Below are 18,222 nucleotides of genomic sequence, written 5' to 3'. Positions count from 1 at the left end.
CCAAATTATTGCACTAGGCTCTAAAAATTATATCTTTTTCAAAGCTTTGAGCCACAATCGTGGAAAGTTATTGTTGAACGTCAACAACCGCTTCGCTATCGTCAAAGTCTGACGTTCTGAAACTCTCAGCTCAATAAGAGAGCGTTAATCAACGCCTGCCGAACTGCATATTCTGCGGAGACGCGCGTGATAAGTCTCTGCACTGTAATGATTGAAAGCATGACGTAAATGGCAATTAAAAAGACCGAACTATATTCTTCATTGTGGGCGAGCTGTGATGAGTTGCGCGGCGGCATGGATGCCTCCCAGTACAAGAACTACATCCTCACTCTACTTTTCGTAAAATATGTTTCGGACAAGTACGCCAAACAAAAATACGGCGCTATCGTGGTGCCTGCAGGCGGTTCTTTCGCGGATATGGTTGCCCAAAAAGGGCGAAAAGATATTGGCGACAAGATGAATACGATTATCGGCGAACTCGCGCGGGCCAATGACATGGCTTGGCTGTCAAACCCCGATAACGACTTCAACAATGAAGACCGCCTTGGCAAAGGCAAAGCCATGGTCGACACATTGACCAAGCTCGTCGGCATTTTTGAGAACCTGGACCTCGGCAAGAACCGCGCCGATGGTGATGACCTGCTTGGCGATGCTTACGAATATCTGATGCGCCATTTCGCAACGGAATCGGGCAAGAGCAAAGGTCAGTTCTACACCCCAGCCGAAGTGTCTCGCATTCTTTCGAAGGTCTTGGGCATCAACTCTAAGACCAGCCAGGACGAGACCGTATACGACCCCACTTGCGGTTCCGGATCGCTGCTCCTGAAGGTCAACGACGAAGCACCGAATGGCCTTTCGCTCTACGGGCAAGAAAAGGAACAAGCCACGGCAGCTTTGGCCAAGATGAACATGGTCCTGCATAACAGCCCATCGGCTGAAATCTGGCAGGATGACACGTTGTCCGCACCACACTGGAAGGACAAAGACGGCAAGCTGCGTACCTTCGATTTCGCCGTCGCTAACCCGCCATTCTCGCTCAAATCATGGAGTAACGGCTTTACTCCGTCCAATGACGAGTTTGAGCGCTTTGAATACGGCGAGCCGCCCGAAAAAAATGGCGATTACGCCTTTCTGTTGCACATCATCAAATCGCTGAAAAGCATGGGGAAAGGAGCAGTGATTTTGCCGCACGGCGTTTTGTTCCGTGGCAATGCCGAAGCCGACATTCGCCGCAACCTCATTCGCCAGGGCTATATCAAAGGCATCATCGGACTGCCTGCCAACCTCTTTTACGGCACCGGCATCCCCGCTTGCATTATCGTGATCGACAAGAGCACGGCAGGGCCGGAGCGCCCCATCTTCATGATCGATGCCAGCAAGGGTTTCGTCAAAGACGGGAACAAGAACCGCTTGCGGGCGCAGGACATTCACAAGATCGTGGACGTCTTCAACCGTCAGTATACCGTGGAACGGTATTCGCGCCTTATTCCCTATGACGAGATTGCCAAAAAGAACGATTTCAACCTCAATATCCCCCGCTATATCGATGCCAGCGAGCCGGAAGACATTCATGATCTGGACGCCCATTTGAATGGCGGCATCCCGGACCGTGATATTGAAGCGCTGAAGGCCTATTGGGATGTCTTCCCCTCGCTGCGCAAAACCCTGTTCGCCGATGGCCCGCGCCCCCGTTATGCCAAGGCTTTGGTGCAATCGCGAGCGATCAAGGCAACAATCCTCGGCCATGCTGAATTCGATGCTTTCAAAAATTCATCCCTGAAGCGCTTCCACGATTGGAAAGCAAAGCACCAGGGCCAACTGGCCGCGATCAAGGTCGGCGATAAGCCCAAAGAGCTGATCTTCGACATTTCCGAAGACTTGCTGTCGCAGTTCGACGGCGCGCCGCTGCTCAGCAAATACGACATCTATCAAATCCTGATGACCTATTGGGATGAGGTCATGCAGGACGATGTGCATATGATTGTTCAGGATGACTGGAAAATCGCCAAGACCGTCCGCCTTTTGGTGCCGATCAAGGACAAGAATGGCAAGCCCAAATATACCGAAGAGCATGATTTCGAGTTCGGTACGGCAAAAGCCAAGAAGCGCTATCGCAGCGATATAATCCCGCCATCACTGGTGATCGCGAAATATTTCGCGGACAAGCAAGCGGTGCTCGATGCCCTTCAGGCCAAACACGATAGCGCGGTGCAAGAGCTGGAAAGCTTCATCGAGGAAAATACTGGCGAAGACGGCCTGATCGAAAACGCTAAGAACGACAAAGGCGCTATCAAGCAAAAGGGCGTGAAGGACCGGATCAAGGAAACCAATGATGACGATGAGCTGGCGGCGCTGAAAAAATGTCTTTCGCTGATCACCAGCGAGGACGCGGCCAAGAAGGCGGTGAACGCCGCTAAGCTGAAGCTCGACGAGCTGGTTTTCAAAAAGATCCCAACCCTCTCAGAGGAAGAGCTGAAAGCCATCGTGGTTCACGACAAATGGTTCGGAACGGTTGAGGTGCGGATTGTCGAGGAAGTTGAGCGAATGACCCAGCAGCTTGCCAACCGCGTCAAAACACTGGAGGAGCGCTATGCCAAAACCCTGCCCGTGCTAGACAAGAACGTTCAGAAATACGCGAACCTCGTTGAAGGCCACCTCAAAAAGATGGGGCTGGCATGGTAAAGGCTGGATATAAGCAGACCGAAGTTGGTGAGATCCCAGAAGATTGGGAAGCTACTCCTTTAGGGGCATTGCTTCGAATTAAACATGGGAAGAGCCAAAAGTTGGTTGAATCTTCTGATGGAGATTATCCGATACTGGCAACCGGCGGAGAGATTGGTCGAGCAAAGGACCCCCTCTATTCAAAGCCATCTGTTCTTATCGGGAGAAAGGGAACGATTGACGTTCCTTACTATATGGACACCCCTTTTTGGACAGTAGATACGCTTTTTTATTCAGAGATTTCCTATCGAGCTGACGCTAAGTTTATGTTTTATAAATTTCAGCTCATTGATTGGTATAAATATAATGAAGCGTCCGGGGTGCCTAGCCTGAGCGCCACAACTATAGAGAAAATAATCCAAGCCACTCCTAAGGAGCGTTTTGAACAAGAAGCTATAGCTAACACCCTGTCGGATGTGGATGCGCTGATCGTTTCGCTGGAAAAGCTGATCGAGAAGAAGCGCGACATCAAGACCGCGACGATGCAGCAACTCCTCACCGGCAAAAAACGGCTGCCGGGTTTTGGCGAAGGCAAAGGCACGAAACAAAGCGAACTCGGTGAAATCCCGGAAGATTGGGACGTCCGAAAATATGGCGATACGTTTGCCTTTTTGTCGACGGCAAACAACTCTCGTGCAGACCTCAATGAAGATGGGGACGTAGAATACATCCATTACGGAGACATTCATACAAAGCTTCATTTCAATCTCGATTTGGAACGACAAACACTTCCAAAGATTGACCGCAACAAACTGCGAAATCCGGCCTTTATTGCTGACGGCGATGTCGTGATGGCTGATGCGTCAGAGGACTATGAAGGTATTGGTAAGAGTATTGAAATCTCAAACGTCGGCACTAGACGGGTCGTTTCCGGGCTCCACACGTTTCTGCTGAGAGATACGGAAAAGCGCTACGCGAATGGTTTTCGCGGCTATCTTCATTCAATTCCGGCTATCAAGTGTGCATTTGATACGCTTGCCACGGGCCTAAAGGTTTACGGTCTTTCTAAGAACAGCCTGAAAAGCGTGAGCATTCCGGTCCCGCCATTTGATGAACAAGTCGAGATCGTGAAGGTGATCTCATGCATGGACGACGAGCTTCACCTCCTTGAGGAAAAGCTCAGCAAAGCCAAAGCCATCAAGCAAGGCATGATGCAGGAATTGCTGACGGGGAGGACGCGCCTCGTATGACGATAACCCGCAGCTATTACCGGATCATGCTGGGCCGCAAAAGCGTCCATGCCAAGGAATGCCACGACGGGCAGTTCATCGGCGGCGACTGGGGTATGGATTTTGACCTGAGCAGGACACTGCCCGAGAACTGGCGCGACTTCAACAAGATGTACAACCCAGTCTTTCTAGAGCGCAATCCGGGGAAGAGTAAGGTGGCTGCAGGTCTGGCCTGCGGCATGCTCCACACCATCTGCAAGGGCATCAAGATGGGCGATTTCGTCCTCTGTCCGACCGGAACAGGAACCTACTGGGCAGGTGAGGTCGTTGGGGATTACACGTATGTACCGGGTGCGATTTTGCCCCATCGCCGTCAGGTGCGCTGGTATCCGAAGGCCATCGACCGCAGCGAACTCAGCCAGGCCTTGGTAAATTCGGCGGGCTCAATTGGCACCGTCAGCAATATCTCCAAGCATGGGGCAGAAATTGAAAGCCTGCTTGCCGGGAATGCCCTGCCAACGCTGATTTCAACGGATGAGTTGGTTGAAGACCCGTCTGTGTTCGCGCTTGAAAAGCATCTCGAAGACTTCCTTGTACAAAACTGGGCCCAGACCGAGTTGGGCAAGCGCTTTGACCTCGTTGAGGACGAGGGTGAAGTCGTCGGCCAGCAATATCCGACGGATACAGGCAACATCGATATTCTGGCGCTCAGCAAGGACAAGACCGAATATCTGGTGGTCGAGCTGAAGAAGGGCCGCGCGAGCGATGCCGTGGTCGGCCAGATTCAACGCTATATGGGCTATGTTCTGGATGACATCGCAGAACCAAATCAAGGCGTGCGCGGGGCAATTATCGCCTTGGAAGATGATTTGCGTCTGCGCCGGGCGCTGCGCGTGACCAGCAATATTGAATTTTACCGTTATTCGGTGAGCTTTAAGTTATTTAAGAGTTAGGGGGAGCTATGAGCGATGTGGGGCAGATCGAGCGCGCGACGCAGAACAGAATTGTTAAACTGTTCCGCGAGCAACTGGGATATCGCTATCTTGGCAATTGGATAGATCGCCCCGACAACAACAATGTCGAGAAAGAGATTCTGGGCGATTGGCTGCGCGGTCGCGGCGTCAGTGATGTTCTGATCACCCGCGTATTTCGCGAGCTACAGGATGCAGCCGCCCTTGGTGATGGTCGCCACCTCTATGATGCCAACAAGGATGTCTACCGCATTCTGCGCTACGGTGTGAAGGTCAAGGAAGGCGCCGGTGAGCAAAACCAGACGGTCTATTTAATCGACTGGGAAAATCCTGAAAACAACGATTTTGCCATCGCCGAAGAGGTATGTGTCAGCGGCGCGAACAAGAAGCGCCCAGACGTTGTTCTGTACGTAAACGGCATTGCGCTGGGCGTGATCGAGCTGAAGCGCTCCAGCGTTTCCGTGGCTGAAGGCATACGCCAGAACCTCGATAATCAGAAAAAGGCTTTCATCCGTAATTTCTTCACGACCATACAGCTCACCATGGCCGGAAACGATACCGAAGGGCTCAGATACGGCACCGTCGGAACCACTGAAAAACACTATTACCAGTGGAAGGAAGACGGCGAAAACCCCTACGGCTATATGCTGGATTTCCATCTCAGCCGCATATGCGAGAAGCGACGCTTTCTGGAAATCATTCACGACTTCATCGTGTTCGATACCGGCACCAAGAAGACCTGCCGTCACAACCAGTATTTTGGTGTGTCGGCAGCACATGATCATGTTCGGGATCGAAAGAGCGGTATTATCTGGCATACCCAAGGCTCAGGCAAAAGCCTGACCATGGTCTGGTTGGCCAAATGGATACGCGAGAACGTCAAGGATTCTCGCGTTGTTGTCATCACTGACAGAACGGAGCTGGATGAGCAGATCGAAGGCGTGTTCTCCGGCGTTGACGAGAAGATTTATCGCACGAAGAACGGCGAAGACCTCATTGCCACGCTGAACAACTCGACCGAATGGCTGGTCTGCTCTCTGATCCATAAGTTCGGTCGGCAGGGCGAAGAAGAGGAAACAAAGGCCACCGAAGACTTTATCAAGGAATTGAAGGCCAGCCTGCCAGCTGGTTTTACGGCGAAAGGCGAGATTTTCGTCTTCGTGGATGAATGCCACCGAACACAGTCCGGCAAGCTACACGATGCCATGAGGCTGATCCTGCCGGATGCAACTTTCATCGGTTTCACCGGCACACCTCTCCTGAAAGCGGACAAGAAGAAGAGCATCGAGGTTTTCGGCAGTTTCATCCATACCTATAAATTCGATGAAGCCGTTGAGGACGGCGTGGTGCTCGATCTTCGCTACGAAGCCAGAGACATCGACCAGTACGTTTCCTCTCAAGAAAAGATCGACAAATGGTTCGAGGCCAAGACCAAGGGCCTGTCGGACATGGCCCGCGCTCAGCTCAAGCTGAAATGGGGCACATTGAAGAAAGTCCTATCCAGCCAAGACCGGCTGGAGCAGATCGTCAATGATGTCTTGATGGACATGGAAACCAAGCCACGCCTGATGGATGGACGCGGCAATGCAATGCTGGTTTGCAGCAGCATCTATCAGGCATGCAAGGTCTACGATCTCTTCTCAAAGACCGACTTGACCGGAAAATGCGCGATCATCACCAGCTACCAGCCGTCACCCGCTGACATCAAGGGGCAGGACAGCGGTGCCGGGCTCACTGAAAAGCTCAATCAGTATGCGATCTATCGCCGGATGCTGGCCGAGTATTTCGAGAAACCAGAAGACGAAGCCATGTACATGGCCGAGGAATTCGAAAAGCAGGTGAAGAGGAAGTTCATCAAAGAGCCAGGGCAAATGCGCTTGCTCATCGTGGTGGACAAGCTACTCACCGGTTTTGATGCGCCATCGGCAACCTATCTCTATATCGACAAGGAAATGCGCGATCATGGGCTTTTTCAGGCGATTTGCCGCGTCAACCGGCTCGACGGAGAGGATAAAGAATACGGATATATCGTCGATTACAAAGACCTGTTCCACCGCCTAGAGGGCGCGATCAGTGATTACACCAGCGGCGCATTCGATGGATATGACGAAGCAGATGTCAAAGGCCTTCTTGGAGATCGCTTGGAAAAAGGCCATGACCGGCTGGAAGAGGCGAGAGAAACCGTTAAGGCGATCTGTGAGCCTGTCCTCGAGCCAAGAGGCCAAAACGAATATCGCCATTATTTCTGCGGTGATCCGGCATCGCCTGGGCAGCTTCAAGATTTTGAGGCACGACGAATTGCCTTGTATAAAGCCGTAGCTGGCCTGCTCCGCGCCTATGCTAACCTTGCCAATGAACTTGAGGATGCAGGATACAATGCGGCGGAAGCCGCGCGAATTAAGCAGGAAGTCGAGCACTTCAGTAAGGTGCGGGAAGAAATCAAGCTGGCGAGTGGCGATTACATCGACATGAAGCTTTACGAGCCAGCGATGCGCCACCTGTTGGATACTTACATCAAGGCCGAAGATAGTAAGCTTATAGCCGATTTCGAAGAGTTGGGCCTGATCGAACTTATCGTGAAACGGGGCAATGCTTCCCTTCAAGATACGCCGCTCGCGATGATGAAAAGCGAGGAATCTATGGCGGAAACCATCGAGAATAACATGCGTAAGGTTATTATCGATGAGAAGGATGTGAACCCCAAATATTACGAAAAAATGTCAGAGCTTCTAGACGCTTTGATTGAAGAGCGGCGAAAGCAGGCTTTGGATTACAAAGAGTATCTGCTGCGTGTGAAAGAGTTATCGGTGCAGGTCCTCAACCCAGGAGGGATCGATCCGAAGACCTATCCAACATCAGTGGACACGCCTGCGAAAAAGGCGCTGTATGACAATTTTGAGGCCGACGAGCTATGGGTAACCAAGGTGGATACGGCAATCAGAACCGCCAAAAAAGCTGACTGGATTGGCAACCCTCAGAAGGAACGCGAACTCGCGGGCGCAATCTACAAGGCAATCGGCGATGATGATCGTATCGAGAAAATCGTTGAACTGGTGAAGAACCAATATGAGTACAGATAGCCGGTACCTCGAAGTATCCGGACTATCCGTCGAGATCGTTCGGAAGAAAATTAAAAACCTTCATCTCGCGGTCTATCCGCCGGACGGGATGGTGAGAGTTGCAGTGCCAATGCAAACCACCAATGAAAACGTACGGCTGGCGGTCATTTCCCGGCTCGGCTGGATCAAGCGCAAACAAGCGGAGTTTGAGCGACAGCCACGGCAATCGGAACGGAAATTTGTTGCAGGCGAGAGCCACTATTTCCAAGGGCGGCGCTATGTATTGGAGGTGTCGGAACGGTTGGAAAAACCCTCAGTGGCGCTGAAAAATAACTCAAAGATTTTGCTGTCAGTTCGACCTGGTACTCCCAAAGCAGCCCGAGCAAAAATTATGGCCGATTGGTTTCGTGGCCACCTTAGGCAGCAGGTACCTGCTCTTTTGGAGAAGTGGCAACCTGTGATCGGCAGGGAGGTAAATGGCTGGCGGATTCAAAAAATGAAAACGAAATGGGGCAGCTGCAACATTTCGGAAAAGCGCATTTTGCTGAATCTGGAGTTAGCCAAAAAATCCCCCGAATGCTTGGAATACATTCTTGTTCATGAGCTGGTGCATCTGCATGAGCGCCATCACAACGAACGTTTTCGGACACTTATGGATCAATATATGCCCAAGTGGCGATCATACCGAGATTTGCTGAACAATGAGCCGCTAGCTTACGAGAATTGGGTTTATTAATTGCCCTTTCGGGGCATGCTTAACTGGATGTAGCTAACACCGGCTAGACCTTCTGTCTGCCTGTCGCTCGATACGGATCGCCGCCGTTGTTGGCCAGATCCAGATGATAGCGCCGCGCGTCCAGCAGTTCCATGAGCTTCGCCTCGTCCTGGACGCGGCACTGAAGCTTACCGCTTTCAAGTTCTTTGAAAACGATCCCATGCTGCTGGGCGAGCATTTCTATTTTCGCCCACTGGAAATTAACAATTAACGGGTTTTGCGCGATTGAGGCAGCATACCGCGCAACCCTCGGATGCTTTTCGATTTTCTCTTTGACCCGCGAGAGGTCGAGGAAGGTGATCGTGTCTTCTATAGATTGGATTTTGTTCTTGGCCGTTGCCGCCACACATGAGGTAATATCAGCAAGCTGCTGCATTTTCGCGTCGTTCAGGATATAGACATGTGCACCCGTAATCAGCACATCGAACTCATTGTCGAGCTTGAACACGGTATCTTCGATGATCGACAGCGTGTCATCTGTCATGCGGACCAAGCGGTTCTTCGCTTTCACCGTTCCCTTGAACTGTGTCGCCTTTCTCACGCCAACCATTCTGCGATTCTGATTGTCGGTGATTTCGGCGAAGTAATATTCGATATCATTCACGTGGTCCGGTAGGTTCGCGAGATCATCAAGCGCGCCTGCATCAAATAGCGTTGAAAACACGGCCATGTATTCGTTGTCACGATTGCAGTAGACGCGCCGCCGCTGCCCATAATCTTCGGAGATGTCATAGGCTTGCCAATCGCCTGGCACAGCGTTGAGCGCAGCGACGGTGCTCGCGATCATTTCTTTCAAGGCGCCTTTCAATCCGGCATCTGTCGGAACAAAATAAAGATTTCCATTACTGCGCAGTGCAATGCCGAAGTTAACGGAATCAATGTTTCCGATATCAATATCGTTCTCAATCATTTGCGGCCTTATCGAATAGTACACGTCCACCGAGGCGGTAGCCGGTGAGAGCATCGTCGTTAGGAATAAAATGCCTGCGAGAGATGACCGCATAAGTGACGAAACGGTCGCGTTTGCGGTCCTTCTCCGTAGTACCGATTTTCGCCTCTACGGTGAATATCCGGTACCCCCATATCGCGAACAACAGGTTCATGTAATGAAGTCGCATGTGCCAGAAGAGGAATATGACAAAAATGAACGCCAGGGAAACTGCGGTCAGATCGCGGATGCCATCTGTGTTTGCATCAAACAGCGGAATCAGCATTGCAAACAAATACGTAAGCAGATGTTCCCGTTGATCTTTTGCCGATGCGATATGAATTGTCTTTGTGTTTTCAGTCTTGCGAGCTTGTCTCAATAACCACCATAAGATCGCTGTCGGGAGCATAAACAGTGCCACACAGATTGGGATCCAATATTTGTCTTGAATCGCATCGACGCCGCGAATGGCCCACAGTACAAATACCGGGCTAAGACTCGACCAGACTAGAATGAATCGTGTTAGCTCAAGGCCTTCATCAGCATTTTTATTACTCATCTCTAGAGAATAGTAATTATGAGTGGTGATGACTAGGTATTCTAACGTCTAACCCTGTCACAAAAGCCGTCAGTGCGCTAGCCATCCAGCTTAACAACGAGACCGCCAATTTCTCAACCGCCGATATCAAATATTAAAGTGCGTGCTTCCAATCCAGAAAATGAATAGTTCATTTTAAATGGCTGTTTGTAGCTAGCTGGATCGATCAGTGCGGCTTTCAATTCTTCAACATCCGTAGCGCCGGTTACTCGGATGATATACTGCGTAAACAGCGCATCGGGTCGCAAGGTGAAACACCAGTGAAGTACCAGAAATCGGTGTACGTCATCATCGTCGTAGTCAAGTTCTAGATTGGCAAAACGATAGACAGGCTCGCCCAGCTTTTGTTCCAGTGCTTGTGCCACCGGTCGTATTGCCGCTCGCCAAAGCAAAAACGGTTCATACACTGTGTTTTTGCCAGCGCTATCGTATTCGTTATCCCATGAAGGCCCTGGAACAAATTCTATCATGGCTTTGGCCGGTGGAAAATCGGGCAAGGTTTCGAGAGACCAAGGGTTACCTATGTTGTCAGGGCCGGTAAACATTGGCGTTTTGATCGCGGCGGCGTTGGCCTGTTCAAAAAGATCCGTAATCTTGCTGCTAACAATCGACTTATTTCTGAGCCATACCAGAAAATCAGGCACGGGTATTGCTTCTTGCATATCCGGCTCGAGATGATGGTAGAATCGAGCCCATTTGTTCGACTTGATCTCCAGCTTCAGTTCACGCTCAAACAATTGTGCCTTCTCAAGCCATTCGTCGTGAGTTTCTTCCTGGCTACCTAGTAGCTTTTCCAATGCATCAAGCGGATGAATATAAGGAAGTCTTTGCCCAGCCGGTGGTTCAAGGAAATCAATGTTCCGATCCCAAGGCGATTTTTTAAGCGGATTACCGACGCCACGAATTGAAGCCACATGGTAGGGCTCAAGCGATGAAATAGGCAGTGCGCGCATTAAAGCGTCAATATCAACCATCTTGCCAGCTCAATCAGATAATTAAGAACAGAAGCCTGATTGAGAACATACACAGTCGAAGAGTTCCACCGAAAAAGACCATGCCAGCACTTCTGAGCAGATACGCTGCCGGCGAACCCTACGGATTAATCATCTGAGTTAACTAGTGTGCCTGCGTTACGATTATAAATTTCTTTTGCTCGTCGAAAATCCGGATCTGATTCCGCAATTTCTTTCCGCTCGAAGGCAAGATAGAGGTCAAGTTCGGAGCGATTTGTCAGAGCTCGGCGACAAAGATCATCAAGAACTTCTTCCCGTTCGCTGTCCTGCATTGACGAATAGTGTTTCCGTATAATTTCCTGCGGCGTATGACCAAGGTTGAGTTGCAGTGCGACCTCATCTTTGATCGTCATGTTGCCGCGCTTGGTTAAAAATGGGTGGAGTATCTTTCGAAAGTCATGTGAGGAGATGTTACCGCTCAAGACTTCGGCTGCCTGAGCTGCCTCTTTTATAATCCGCTGAACAGAATCTTCCGATCTCCAGCACTGCGCTGGTTCTGTTTGATTGCCTCTATAGCCGAAGCCAAGGGCATTCGGTTGAATATAGCGGTCCGGAAGAAAGAAAGGGGCATCATGATCGAAGCCATTCGATCCACGCCAATCTGCCCATGCATCAAGAGCTTCAAGAAGTCCCGAGCCAAGATCGAGGCAATAAGTTCTTATGTGCTTTCCAAGCTTCGTGTCCACCTCTCGTGGATCCTGATTGATCCACCGAGTACGGATGTTTACGTGTTTACCACGCAACGTGACCAGCGCCGCAATACGTATTCCCGTTATGATAAACATCGCCACAATTGCACGATTACGCAGCTCGACCGTATTCGCGCTGGTCATGGCTGTAAAAATGCAAAGAGCTTGGTCGAAGGTTAGACTGGTCCCCTTTACCGAACTTGCTTCGACGGCGCGCTCTCTCCGGGAAAGACTGAAATAGCCAGCGAGATCTGGATGGATTTCGACATCAGGTTGCCGTTGCAGCCAATCAAAGAATGCACGGCACCGGTCCAGCGTGTGCGAAACGGTTGAGCTGCTTAGCGCGCCTCTCCCTATAAGAAGACGACGACCACGTAGCTCTTCCTTGAACTTGCGACAATCGTCAATTGCTATCTTGCCGAATGGCTTATGATTGAGAAATGCGCTCAGTCTGGCGAGAGAACGAAGATGTTCATCTACCGTTCGCACATCTAAATTCTGATGGCTCTCAAGATAGACCGTATAATGGTAAAGCCAGCGCAAATTGAAACTGTTAGTTTCCGGCGGGACTGGCGAGCGGCTTCTCCCAATATTTCCGGGAGCGCCATCATACAATACGTCGGACGAGTCTTTAGGGGTATTGGTAGATGCAGCATAAATCTCAGGCAGAATGCTGGATTGAATGCTAGCTTGTAGCATGTTGTGGCAATCAGAGCAATTTCCTGTCACCTCGTAGCATGTTATTCCTTTCGGAAGAGCATTTATTGATCCATGCACCAGCACCACAAATTTGTTGCAGAATGAGCAGAATACCCGACCATTCTCGGGCGAGCGTCCAAATGGCCAGCGCATAATCGTAACAAAGCGACGAAGTTCATATCCAGCAAAAAGCTGGGGGCGCCTTTCGTCAATTGGCTTTAATCCACGCTTGATCCAATTCGTGATCGTGCTTTCGCCAATATGGAAACTCTGACAAACTTGTTCACGGGTATACACCCAATGACGACGTGCTTTGGTAGGATCATGGCGCCGCGACATGCTTATTTGCCTGAATGCGCGGTATTCTGGAGACGATCCAGGTAGTTATCAATTGAGTGTCGGTCCCACCGCGTTGATCCGGAGATGTGAACCGGCTTCGGAAAATCGATAGCATATTTACCTAAGCGCCAGACTTTAGAAATACTGACGCTCAGATAGCTCGCCACCTCTTTAACAGTCATAAGACGTGCGCATTGGCCGTTGATCTGGTGTTCAAACGGATACTTATCACTGTATGATTTTTGTTTACGCGGTTTAACCGCTGAAATGATCGATAAATCGTGTTTAACGGCTAATGATATTTCTTGCTTATTATTTGAATCGGATGCGCCAATTGCTGCGACTGCGATCTCGGCGGCTGTAACGGAGCCAGTCGCATCAGCTGGTTTCAGAGCTTTGCATGGTATTCGCGCTTAGCTTGCTTCAGCATAAGCATTGTGAAACCGTTCAATTTTGTTGCCCTCAGTCTTACCGAACATACGATCGGCAATCACTTCTGGACTGACAGCATCGTTACCTTGATTGATTTTCCGCATGCAGGTTTCCGCCAAACAGTTGAAGCCCTAGTTTCCTGGGCTTCATTATTCGCTACCACGGACGATAAGTGCCGCCCTTGAAAAGGCGACCTAATCGCGCGTGCCCTTGACCGGCAGCGATGCAACGAACTGGTCGAGGTCGTCACGGAGAATAAGGGTACGCTTACCAAGTTTGCGTACAGGAAGACGGCCTTCCTTGATCAGATTGTAAAGTGTGGAGCGGCCAATCCCAAGAAAGCGAGCGGTCTGCGCTATAGAAAGCGATGAATAGTCCTGCATTACATTAGCTCCATTTAATCCCAGGTAATTCCGGGGGAATACGTGGAGCCTGCCGTAGACTTGAGTGGAATCCTAATTGTGCAATTGTGCGGCGATGAATTCTTCGCTCAATTCATTGATCTTATTTTGGCGATCTGGCCTGCGCGGACCGCGTGGACCTGGCTTTTGATTGGGCACAAGTTCTTGATAAATTCGGCGAATATTGTCTCGGGGGGCGCCTGGAATACAGCGCTTAACAAGCTCAATTATCTCCCTCTGTGTGAGCGGTGCCAATTCAATTGGAGTTTCGTGCAAAATCTTCTCCATAAGACGTCGAAGTTGCGCCTGCGACACAACGCGCCCAGCCGACGGCGCTGTCGGTTTTTCCCCATCTTCCGGCCAGTTGTCCTTTATGAAGTCAGATCTAACTTGAATTTTATGATAGCCGCTCAACTGGATGCTCCGAATGGCGGCATCCCATTCGTCGTGATCATCGGTCCCGATCAGCCGGTAAAGCTGTCCACTGTCATTCGAATCTGAGGTTGCCGTTTGCGGCCAGATCCCGCTAGGTATGGGGACCAATGGACCTGGCTTGCTTTCATCCACACCTCTGATATTCGCTTCCGCTTGTTCTGCAGGCATATCAGCCAAAGTTGTTACAAGCGCCAGGGCGGCTTCATCTTCCCGTTTGTAATATTGCTCTAATGTCATTGGCTTGCCACGCATGGCAATCCATTCGATTGCAGCGCCAACGCCAATCCAAAATTTATCGAGATCCACCAGCATGATTAATGGCTGCACAATGTCACGGTCAGGTGTGTGTTGTTCTTTATAATCTCGATCCATTAGAATCGTCCTTTCCATGGCACCGGGGGAACCAGATCATTCTGGACTACGGGGGAAAGTCATGATCACGGAGAGACCGTTGATAATTGTCTTTTCCACAATTAAAACTCAGTGTGACGCGTCCACACTATTCCATCCGCTCAACTTGATGGCATTATTGATGGCATAAAAGAAAATATTCTAAATATTATTGTTATATTTCATACAGTTGGAGTTGCAATTAAAGTCCTCTTCTGGCACCATTCCTTAGTCTTCAGACCACTACCAAGGTCAGAAGCACCCCAAAAAGCCCGCGCAAGCGGGCTTTTTTGTTATCTAGTCCATATATCTTTGTGCGTAGCCATGCGCTTGAAGTCGCAGATTTCGTTGGTACGTTGATGGTACGACGTGCTTTTTTAGCCGCTTTAAAGAAAAGTGCTACCAGCAATGAAGCGTCCCGATAACCTTTTCCGAGCACAGAAATTTTTCTGAGTGAATAGCAGCAAATGCCCGTAACGAGCTCAGCGTCGCACCATGCTTTCTTGGTCGGGATCAGCTGTCCTCATCATAGGTGCTGCTGTTATCATTAAGATAGTTGTAGACTGTAGCTCGGCCCATCCCCAGCAAACGACATATGTATCCCGCCGCATTCTTGCCGCTAAACGCACCACTGTCAGCCAGTGCCTGTACAAGCTCCTTTTTCTGGGCGCGCGACAGGTCCGATATGTTGAGGCCGCGCGACGTCGTCCAGTGCTGAATGTAACTGTTGATGCGCTCGAACCAATCATCGCGAAACAGACTTTCCATCTCGCCCGGCGTGGATGGAACCGAGACGAAATTCTGCAGCGTCAGTACCATGCTTTCAAAAACAGACATGTCTGCATTGATACACAACACTCCGATTTCCTGCCCGTCGGCAGTCCTTAACACAGAGCTGATGGACTTTATCCGGCGCCCGTCCCAATTTGTTTTTGCGTAAGGACCGATCAACCGGTCTGCGGGCGTAAAATTAATCTCATCAAGATTTGACGGGTCTCCAAGTTCTCTCTTCGAGAAATTTCCAGCGATGTGAACAACTGATGCGCTAGGAAGATCGTGCAGCACGACCTCTGCAAAAGGTGCAAATAACGTCGCAATTGCCTCGCAAATAGGCACATAGGGCAACAGGTTCGGGCTTATCTCATGGCTCAAGGCGCTGTTTTCCTTAATAAACAATACCTTTGTTTCCATACTTATACTCTCAGTTGTTGCGGATTGTATACGGCCAACTTGCTCATAAATTGGACTCGACAGTCCTATTTAGATATAATAGTCTAAATTTAATCACAGGGCTTATGCAAGTTTTTCATTGGCACATCAGCTGCTCTGAATGCTTGTTGAAGCGAAAAAACAAAGGGAACAATGACAATGAAAATGTGGAAGTCAGTTTTTCTGAGTGCCATCGCAACAATGCTAGTTAGTACGTCGCTGGCCCACAGCGAAACCTTGCGTGTCGGCTTGGAATGCACCTACCCGCCGTTCAATTACCGTACAGCAGAAGGAAATCTTGAAGGCTATGATGTAGATGTTGCCAAGGGCATAGCCGAAATCACCGGCTACGAGCTTGAATATGTTTGTCAGAGCTTTGACGGACTGATCCCTGCCTTGCTGGCGAACAAGTTTGATCTGATTGTTGCTTCCATGTCGATTACCGACAAGCGCAAGCAGCAGATCGACTTTTCCATCCCCTATCGCAAGTCGGTTGGACACCTGGTGGCGCGGGCAGGAAAAGGCGCGGACATGTTTGATGCAAGCGGCCAGCCGGTTCCTGAAAAATTCAAAGGGGTGCGCATAGGTGTCGAACGCGCATCGACTTATTTCGACTGGTTCAAGGCCAAGCTGCCTGATGCCGATCTGGCCATATACGACGGCGCAGAGCCAATGTATCTCGACCTCAAAAATGGCCGTGTCGACATGATCATGACCAACCCTATGAAGGCCTATCTCTCCTTCCTCCAGGGCGAAGGTAAGGGCAAATTCGAGTTGGTTGGACCTGAAATAAATGAGCCTGAGTATTTTGGCCCGGGCGTTGGGGTAGGTTTGCGCAAAGGTGAAGATGAGTTGCGCAGCAAAATAGACGATGCCATTCGTCAACTTATTCGTGACGGCAAGCTCAAGGAATATGCCCTTAAGATATTCCCATTCCCTATTCACGATGATGCATGGGCTAACAAATAATCCGTCGACCCTGTTTTCTCAAAAAGACGGAGAAGTAAATTGGAAGCCATGAACGGCTGGTGGGATAATTATCTCTTCGCATCAATGATAATTGCGAAAGTCTTTATCTGCTCCTTGATCCTTACTGTAATCTTCGGACTGCTTGGCGCCGCCGCCAAGCTGTCATCCAGTCGAGTGCTGAACCAGATAGGCAATGTTTATACGGTGTTCTTTCGTGGCACACCTGAAATACTTGTCATTCTGCTGCTGTATTTTGGCTCGGCTGTCACACTCACGACGATTGCACGGTTTTTCAACCCGTCGATAAAGTTCGTTGATATCCCACCATTCTGGGCTGGCTCAATAGCTATAGCGCTGGTTGTGGGAGCCTATGCCACAGAGACATTCCGCGGAGCTTTCAAGAGCGTCAAGCCCGGCAGTATTGAAGCATCGCGAGCCTTGGGAATGAACGCCCTTCAGACATTTGTCTATATTCGCCTACCCGAAATGTGGCGCACGGCCTTGCCGCCCTTTGGCAATCACATGTTGTCACTTATCAAGGATACGGCGCTGATCTCGATCATCGGGCTGAACGAGACGCTTTTTGTTGCCAAACAAGCTGCTGGCGTTACTGGGAAGCCATTCACAATGTATATCGTGGTAGGGCTGATATACCTGTTCTTCTCCAGCATCATCACGCTATCGGTGAATCTGCTTGAATATTTGGCCAACCGGCATTTGCAGCGGAGACCATCATGAATATGAGTATTATTCTAGATGCGCTACCGCGTATGCTGGGCGGATTTCCAATGACATTTCAGCTGACGGTTATTTCATTGGCCACCGGAACTCTGATCGCTATCATTTTGCTTTTGATGCGGCAGAGCGGCAAATGGTGGCTGTCCTGGCCAGCGCAGCTTTACATCTATGTTTTCCGCGGCACCCCCATCCTCGTCCAGATATTTATCATCTATTATGGCCTGCCCCAATTTGATTGGATCCGTGACAGCATATTGTGGCCAATATTCAGAGATCCATTCGGCTGTGCCATTGTTGCGCTCTCGCTCAATGTTGGAGCCTATGTATCCGAAGTTTTTCGAGGCGGAGTTCTTGCTGTAGAACGCGGGCTGACCGAAGCTGGCGCTGCCCTTGGAATGAACTCGATGCATCGCTTTGTTTATATCACTGCGCCGCTCGCATTCCGAATATGTCTGCCTGCATATGGTAATGAGGTCATCAGCCTGATGAAATCAACCGCACTTGCAAGCACGATTACGCTGGTCGACATGACTGGTATCGCCCGCTCGATTGTCGCTGAAACCTTCGCGCCGTATCAAGTGTTCCTCTCGCTGGCCTGCGTTTACATCATCCTGACCTGGATATTGCAGACGGGGATCAAGCGCCTTGAGGATTATCTTGGCCGGCACATGGTGCGCTGAAGCGAAA

At 50.1% G+C, this 18,222-nt stretch carries 16 protein-coding genes; 8 read left to right on the top strand and 8 right to left on the bottom strand.

All coding sequences use genetic code 11. The features are described from left to right. The first annotated feature begins 228 nt into the window (after positions 1–228). The 5 genes from H5024_RS04125 to H5024_RS04105 are packed head-to-tail and all read left to right on the top strand — an operon-like array spanning position 229 to position 8,656. Positions 229–2,682: a class I SAM-dependent DNA methyltransferase gene (locus H5024_RS04125; RefSeq protein WP_187544151.1), complete on the top strand. Its 2,454-nt coding sequence runs from the start codon at positions 229–231 to the stop codon at positions 2,680–2,682. Continuing rightward, entirely contained in the window at positions 2,676–3,911 is a 1,236-nt protein-coding gene (locus H5024_RS04120; RefSeq protein ID WP_187544150.1) for a restriction endonuclease subunit S, read from the top strand. The genes H5024_RS04125 and H5024_RS04120 overlap by 7 nt, the downstream gene beginning before the upstream one ends. Next, entirely contained in the window at positions 3,908–4,843 is a 936-nt protein-coding gene (locus H5024_RS04115; RefSeq protein ID WP_187544149.1) for an endonuclease NucS domain-containing protein, read from the top strand. The genes H5024_RS04120 and H5024_RS04115 overlap by 4 nt, the downstream gene beginning before the upstream one ends. Before the next feature lie 8 nt (positions 4,844–4,851). Next, entirely contained in the window at positions 4,852–7,941 is a 3,090-nt protein-coding gene (locus H5024_RS04110) for a type I restriction endonuclease subunit R (protein ID WP_187544148.1), read from the top strand. Further along, positions 7,928–8,656, top strand: a complete 729-nt coding sequence (locus tag H5024_RS04105) for a SprT family zinc-dependent metalloprotease (RefSeq protein WP_187544147.1) — start codon at positions 7,928–7,930, stop codon at positions 8,654–8,656. The genes H5024_RS04110 and H5024_RS04105 overlap by 14 nt, the downstream gene beginning before the upstream one ends. Positions 8,657–8,699: 43 nt before the next feature. Here the strand turns inward: H5024_RS04105 and H5024_RS04100 are convergent, their stop codons facing one another. The 8 genes from H5024_RS04100 to H5024_RS04070 all read right to left on the bottom strand — a co-directional run bounded on the left by H5024_RS04100 (position 8,700) and on the right by H5024_RS04070 (position 15,810). Further along, positions 8,700–9,605, bottom strand: coding sequence for a Kiwa anti-phage protein KwaB-like domain-containing protein (locus tag H5024_RS04100; protein ID WP_187544146.1), 906 nt, complete (start codon positions 9,603–9,605; stop codon positions 8,700–8,702). Continuing rightward, positions 9,598–10,182, bottom strand: a complete 585-nt coding sequence (locus H5024_RS04095; RefSeq protein WP_187544145.1) for a hypothetical protein — start codon at positions 10,180–10,182, stop codon at positions 9,598–9,600. Before H5024_RS04095 ends, H5024_RS04100 begins: the two co-directional genes overlap by 8 nt. 113 nt (positions 10,183–10,295) lie before the next feature. Next, the gene (locus H5024_RS04090) at positions 10,296–11,195 is read right to left on the bottom strand and encodes a hypothetical protein (protein WP_187544144.1); all 900 of its coding nucleotides are present in this window, start codon (positions 11,193–11,195) and stop codon (positions 10,296–10,298) included. Positions 11,196–11,320: 125 nt separating this feature from the next. Next, positions 11,321–12,961, bottom strand: coding sequence for a tyrosine-type recombinase/integrase (locus H5024_RS04085; RefSeq protein WP_187544143.1), 1,641 nt, complete (start codon positions 12,959–12,961; stop codon positions 11,321–11,323). A 413-nt stretch (positions 12,962–13,374) separates the two neighbouring features. Continuing rightward, positions 13,375–13,497 carry a hypothetical protein gene (locus H5024_RS21495; RefSeq protein ID WP_282186020.1) on the bottom strand — a complete coding sequence of 41 codons (123 nt, stop codon included), beginning with the start codon at positions 13,495–13,497 and terminating at the stop codon, positions 13,375–13,377. Between the two features lie 90 nt (positions 13,498–13,587). Continuing rightward, the gene (locus tag H5024_RS04080; RefSeq protein WP_187544142.1) at positions 13,588–13,776 is read right to left on the bottom strand and encodes a helix-turn-helix domain-containing protein; all 189 of its coding nucleotides are present in this window, start codon (positions 13,774–13,776) and stop codon (positions 13,588–13,590) included. Between the two features lie 72 nt (positions 13,777–13,848). Next, positions 13,849–14,601 carry a hypothetical protein gene (locus H5024_RS04075; RefSeq protein WP_187544141.1) on the bottom strand — a complete coding sequence of 251 codons (753 nt, stop codon included), beginning with the start codon at positions 14,599–14,601 and terminating at the stop codon, positions 13,849–13,851. Between the two features lie 531 nt (positions 14,602–15,132). Next, positions 15,133–15,810 (bottom strand): PAS domain-containing protein, encoded by a 678-nt coding sequence (locus tag H5024_RS04070; RefSeq protein WP_187544140.1) that lies wholly within the window; start codon positions 15,808–15,810, stop codon positions 15,133–15,135. Positions 15,811–15,993: 183 nt separating this feature from the next. On the opposite strand from H5024_RS04070, the gene H5024_RS04065 reads away from it, so the two are divergent. Genes H5024_RS04065 through H5024_RS04055 form a run of 3 tightly spaced genes read left to right on the top strand, consistent with a single transcriptional unit; the run spans position 15,994 to position 18,215 of the window. Then, on the top strand, positions 15,994–16,797 hold the full coding sequence (locus H5024_RS04065) for a transporter substrate-binding domain-containing protein (RefSeq protein WP_247875208.1): 804 nt from the start codon (positions 15,994–15,996) through the stop codon (positions 16,795–16,797). 48 nt (positions 16,798–16,845) lie between these two features. Next, positions 16,846–17,535 carry an ABC transporter permease gene (locus tag H5024_RS04060; protein WP_247875248.1) on the top strand — a complete coding sequence of 230 codons (690 nt, stop codon included), beginning with the start codon at positions 16,846–16,848 and terminating at the stop codon, positions 17,533–17,535. Continuing rightward, positions 17,532–18,215, top strand: coding sequence for an ABC transporter permease (locus tag H5024_RS04055; protein ID WP_187544137.1), 684 nt, complete (start codon positions 17,532–17,534; stop codon positions 18,213–18,215). The genes H5024_RS04060 and H5024_RS04055 overlap by 4 nt, the downstream gene beginning before the upstream one ends. The last annotated feature ends 7 nt before the right edge of the window (positions 18,216–18,222 follow it).

The organism is Ochrobactrum sp. Marseille-Q0166, from assembly GCF_014397025.1.
Classification (GTDB): Bacteria; Pseudomonadota; Alphaproteobacteria; order Rhizobiales; family Rhizobiaceae; genus Brucella.
This window is presented reverse-complemented; position numbering and strand designations above follow the sequence as displayed.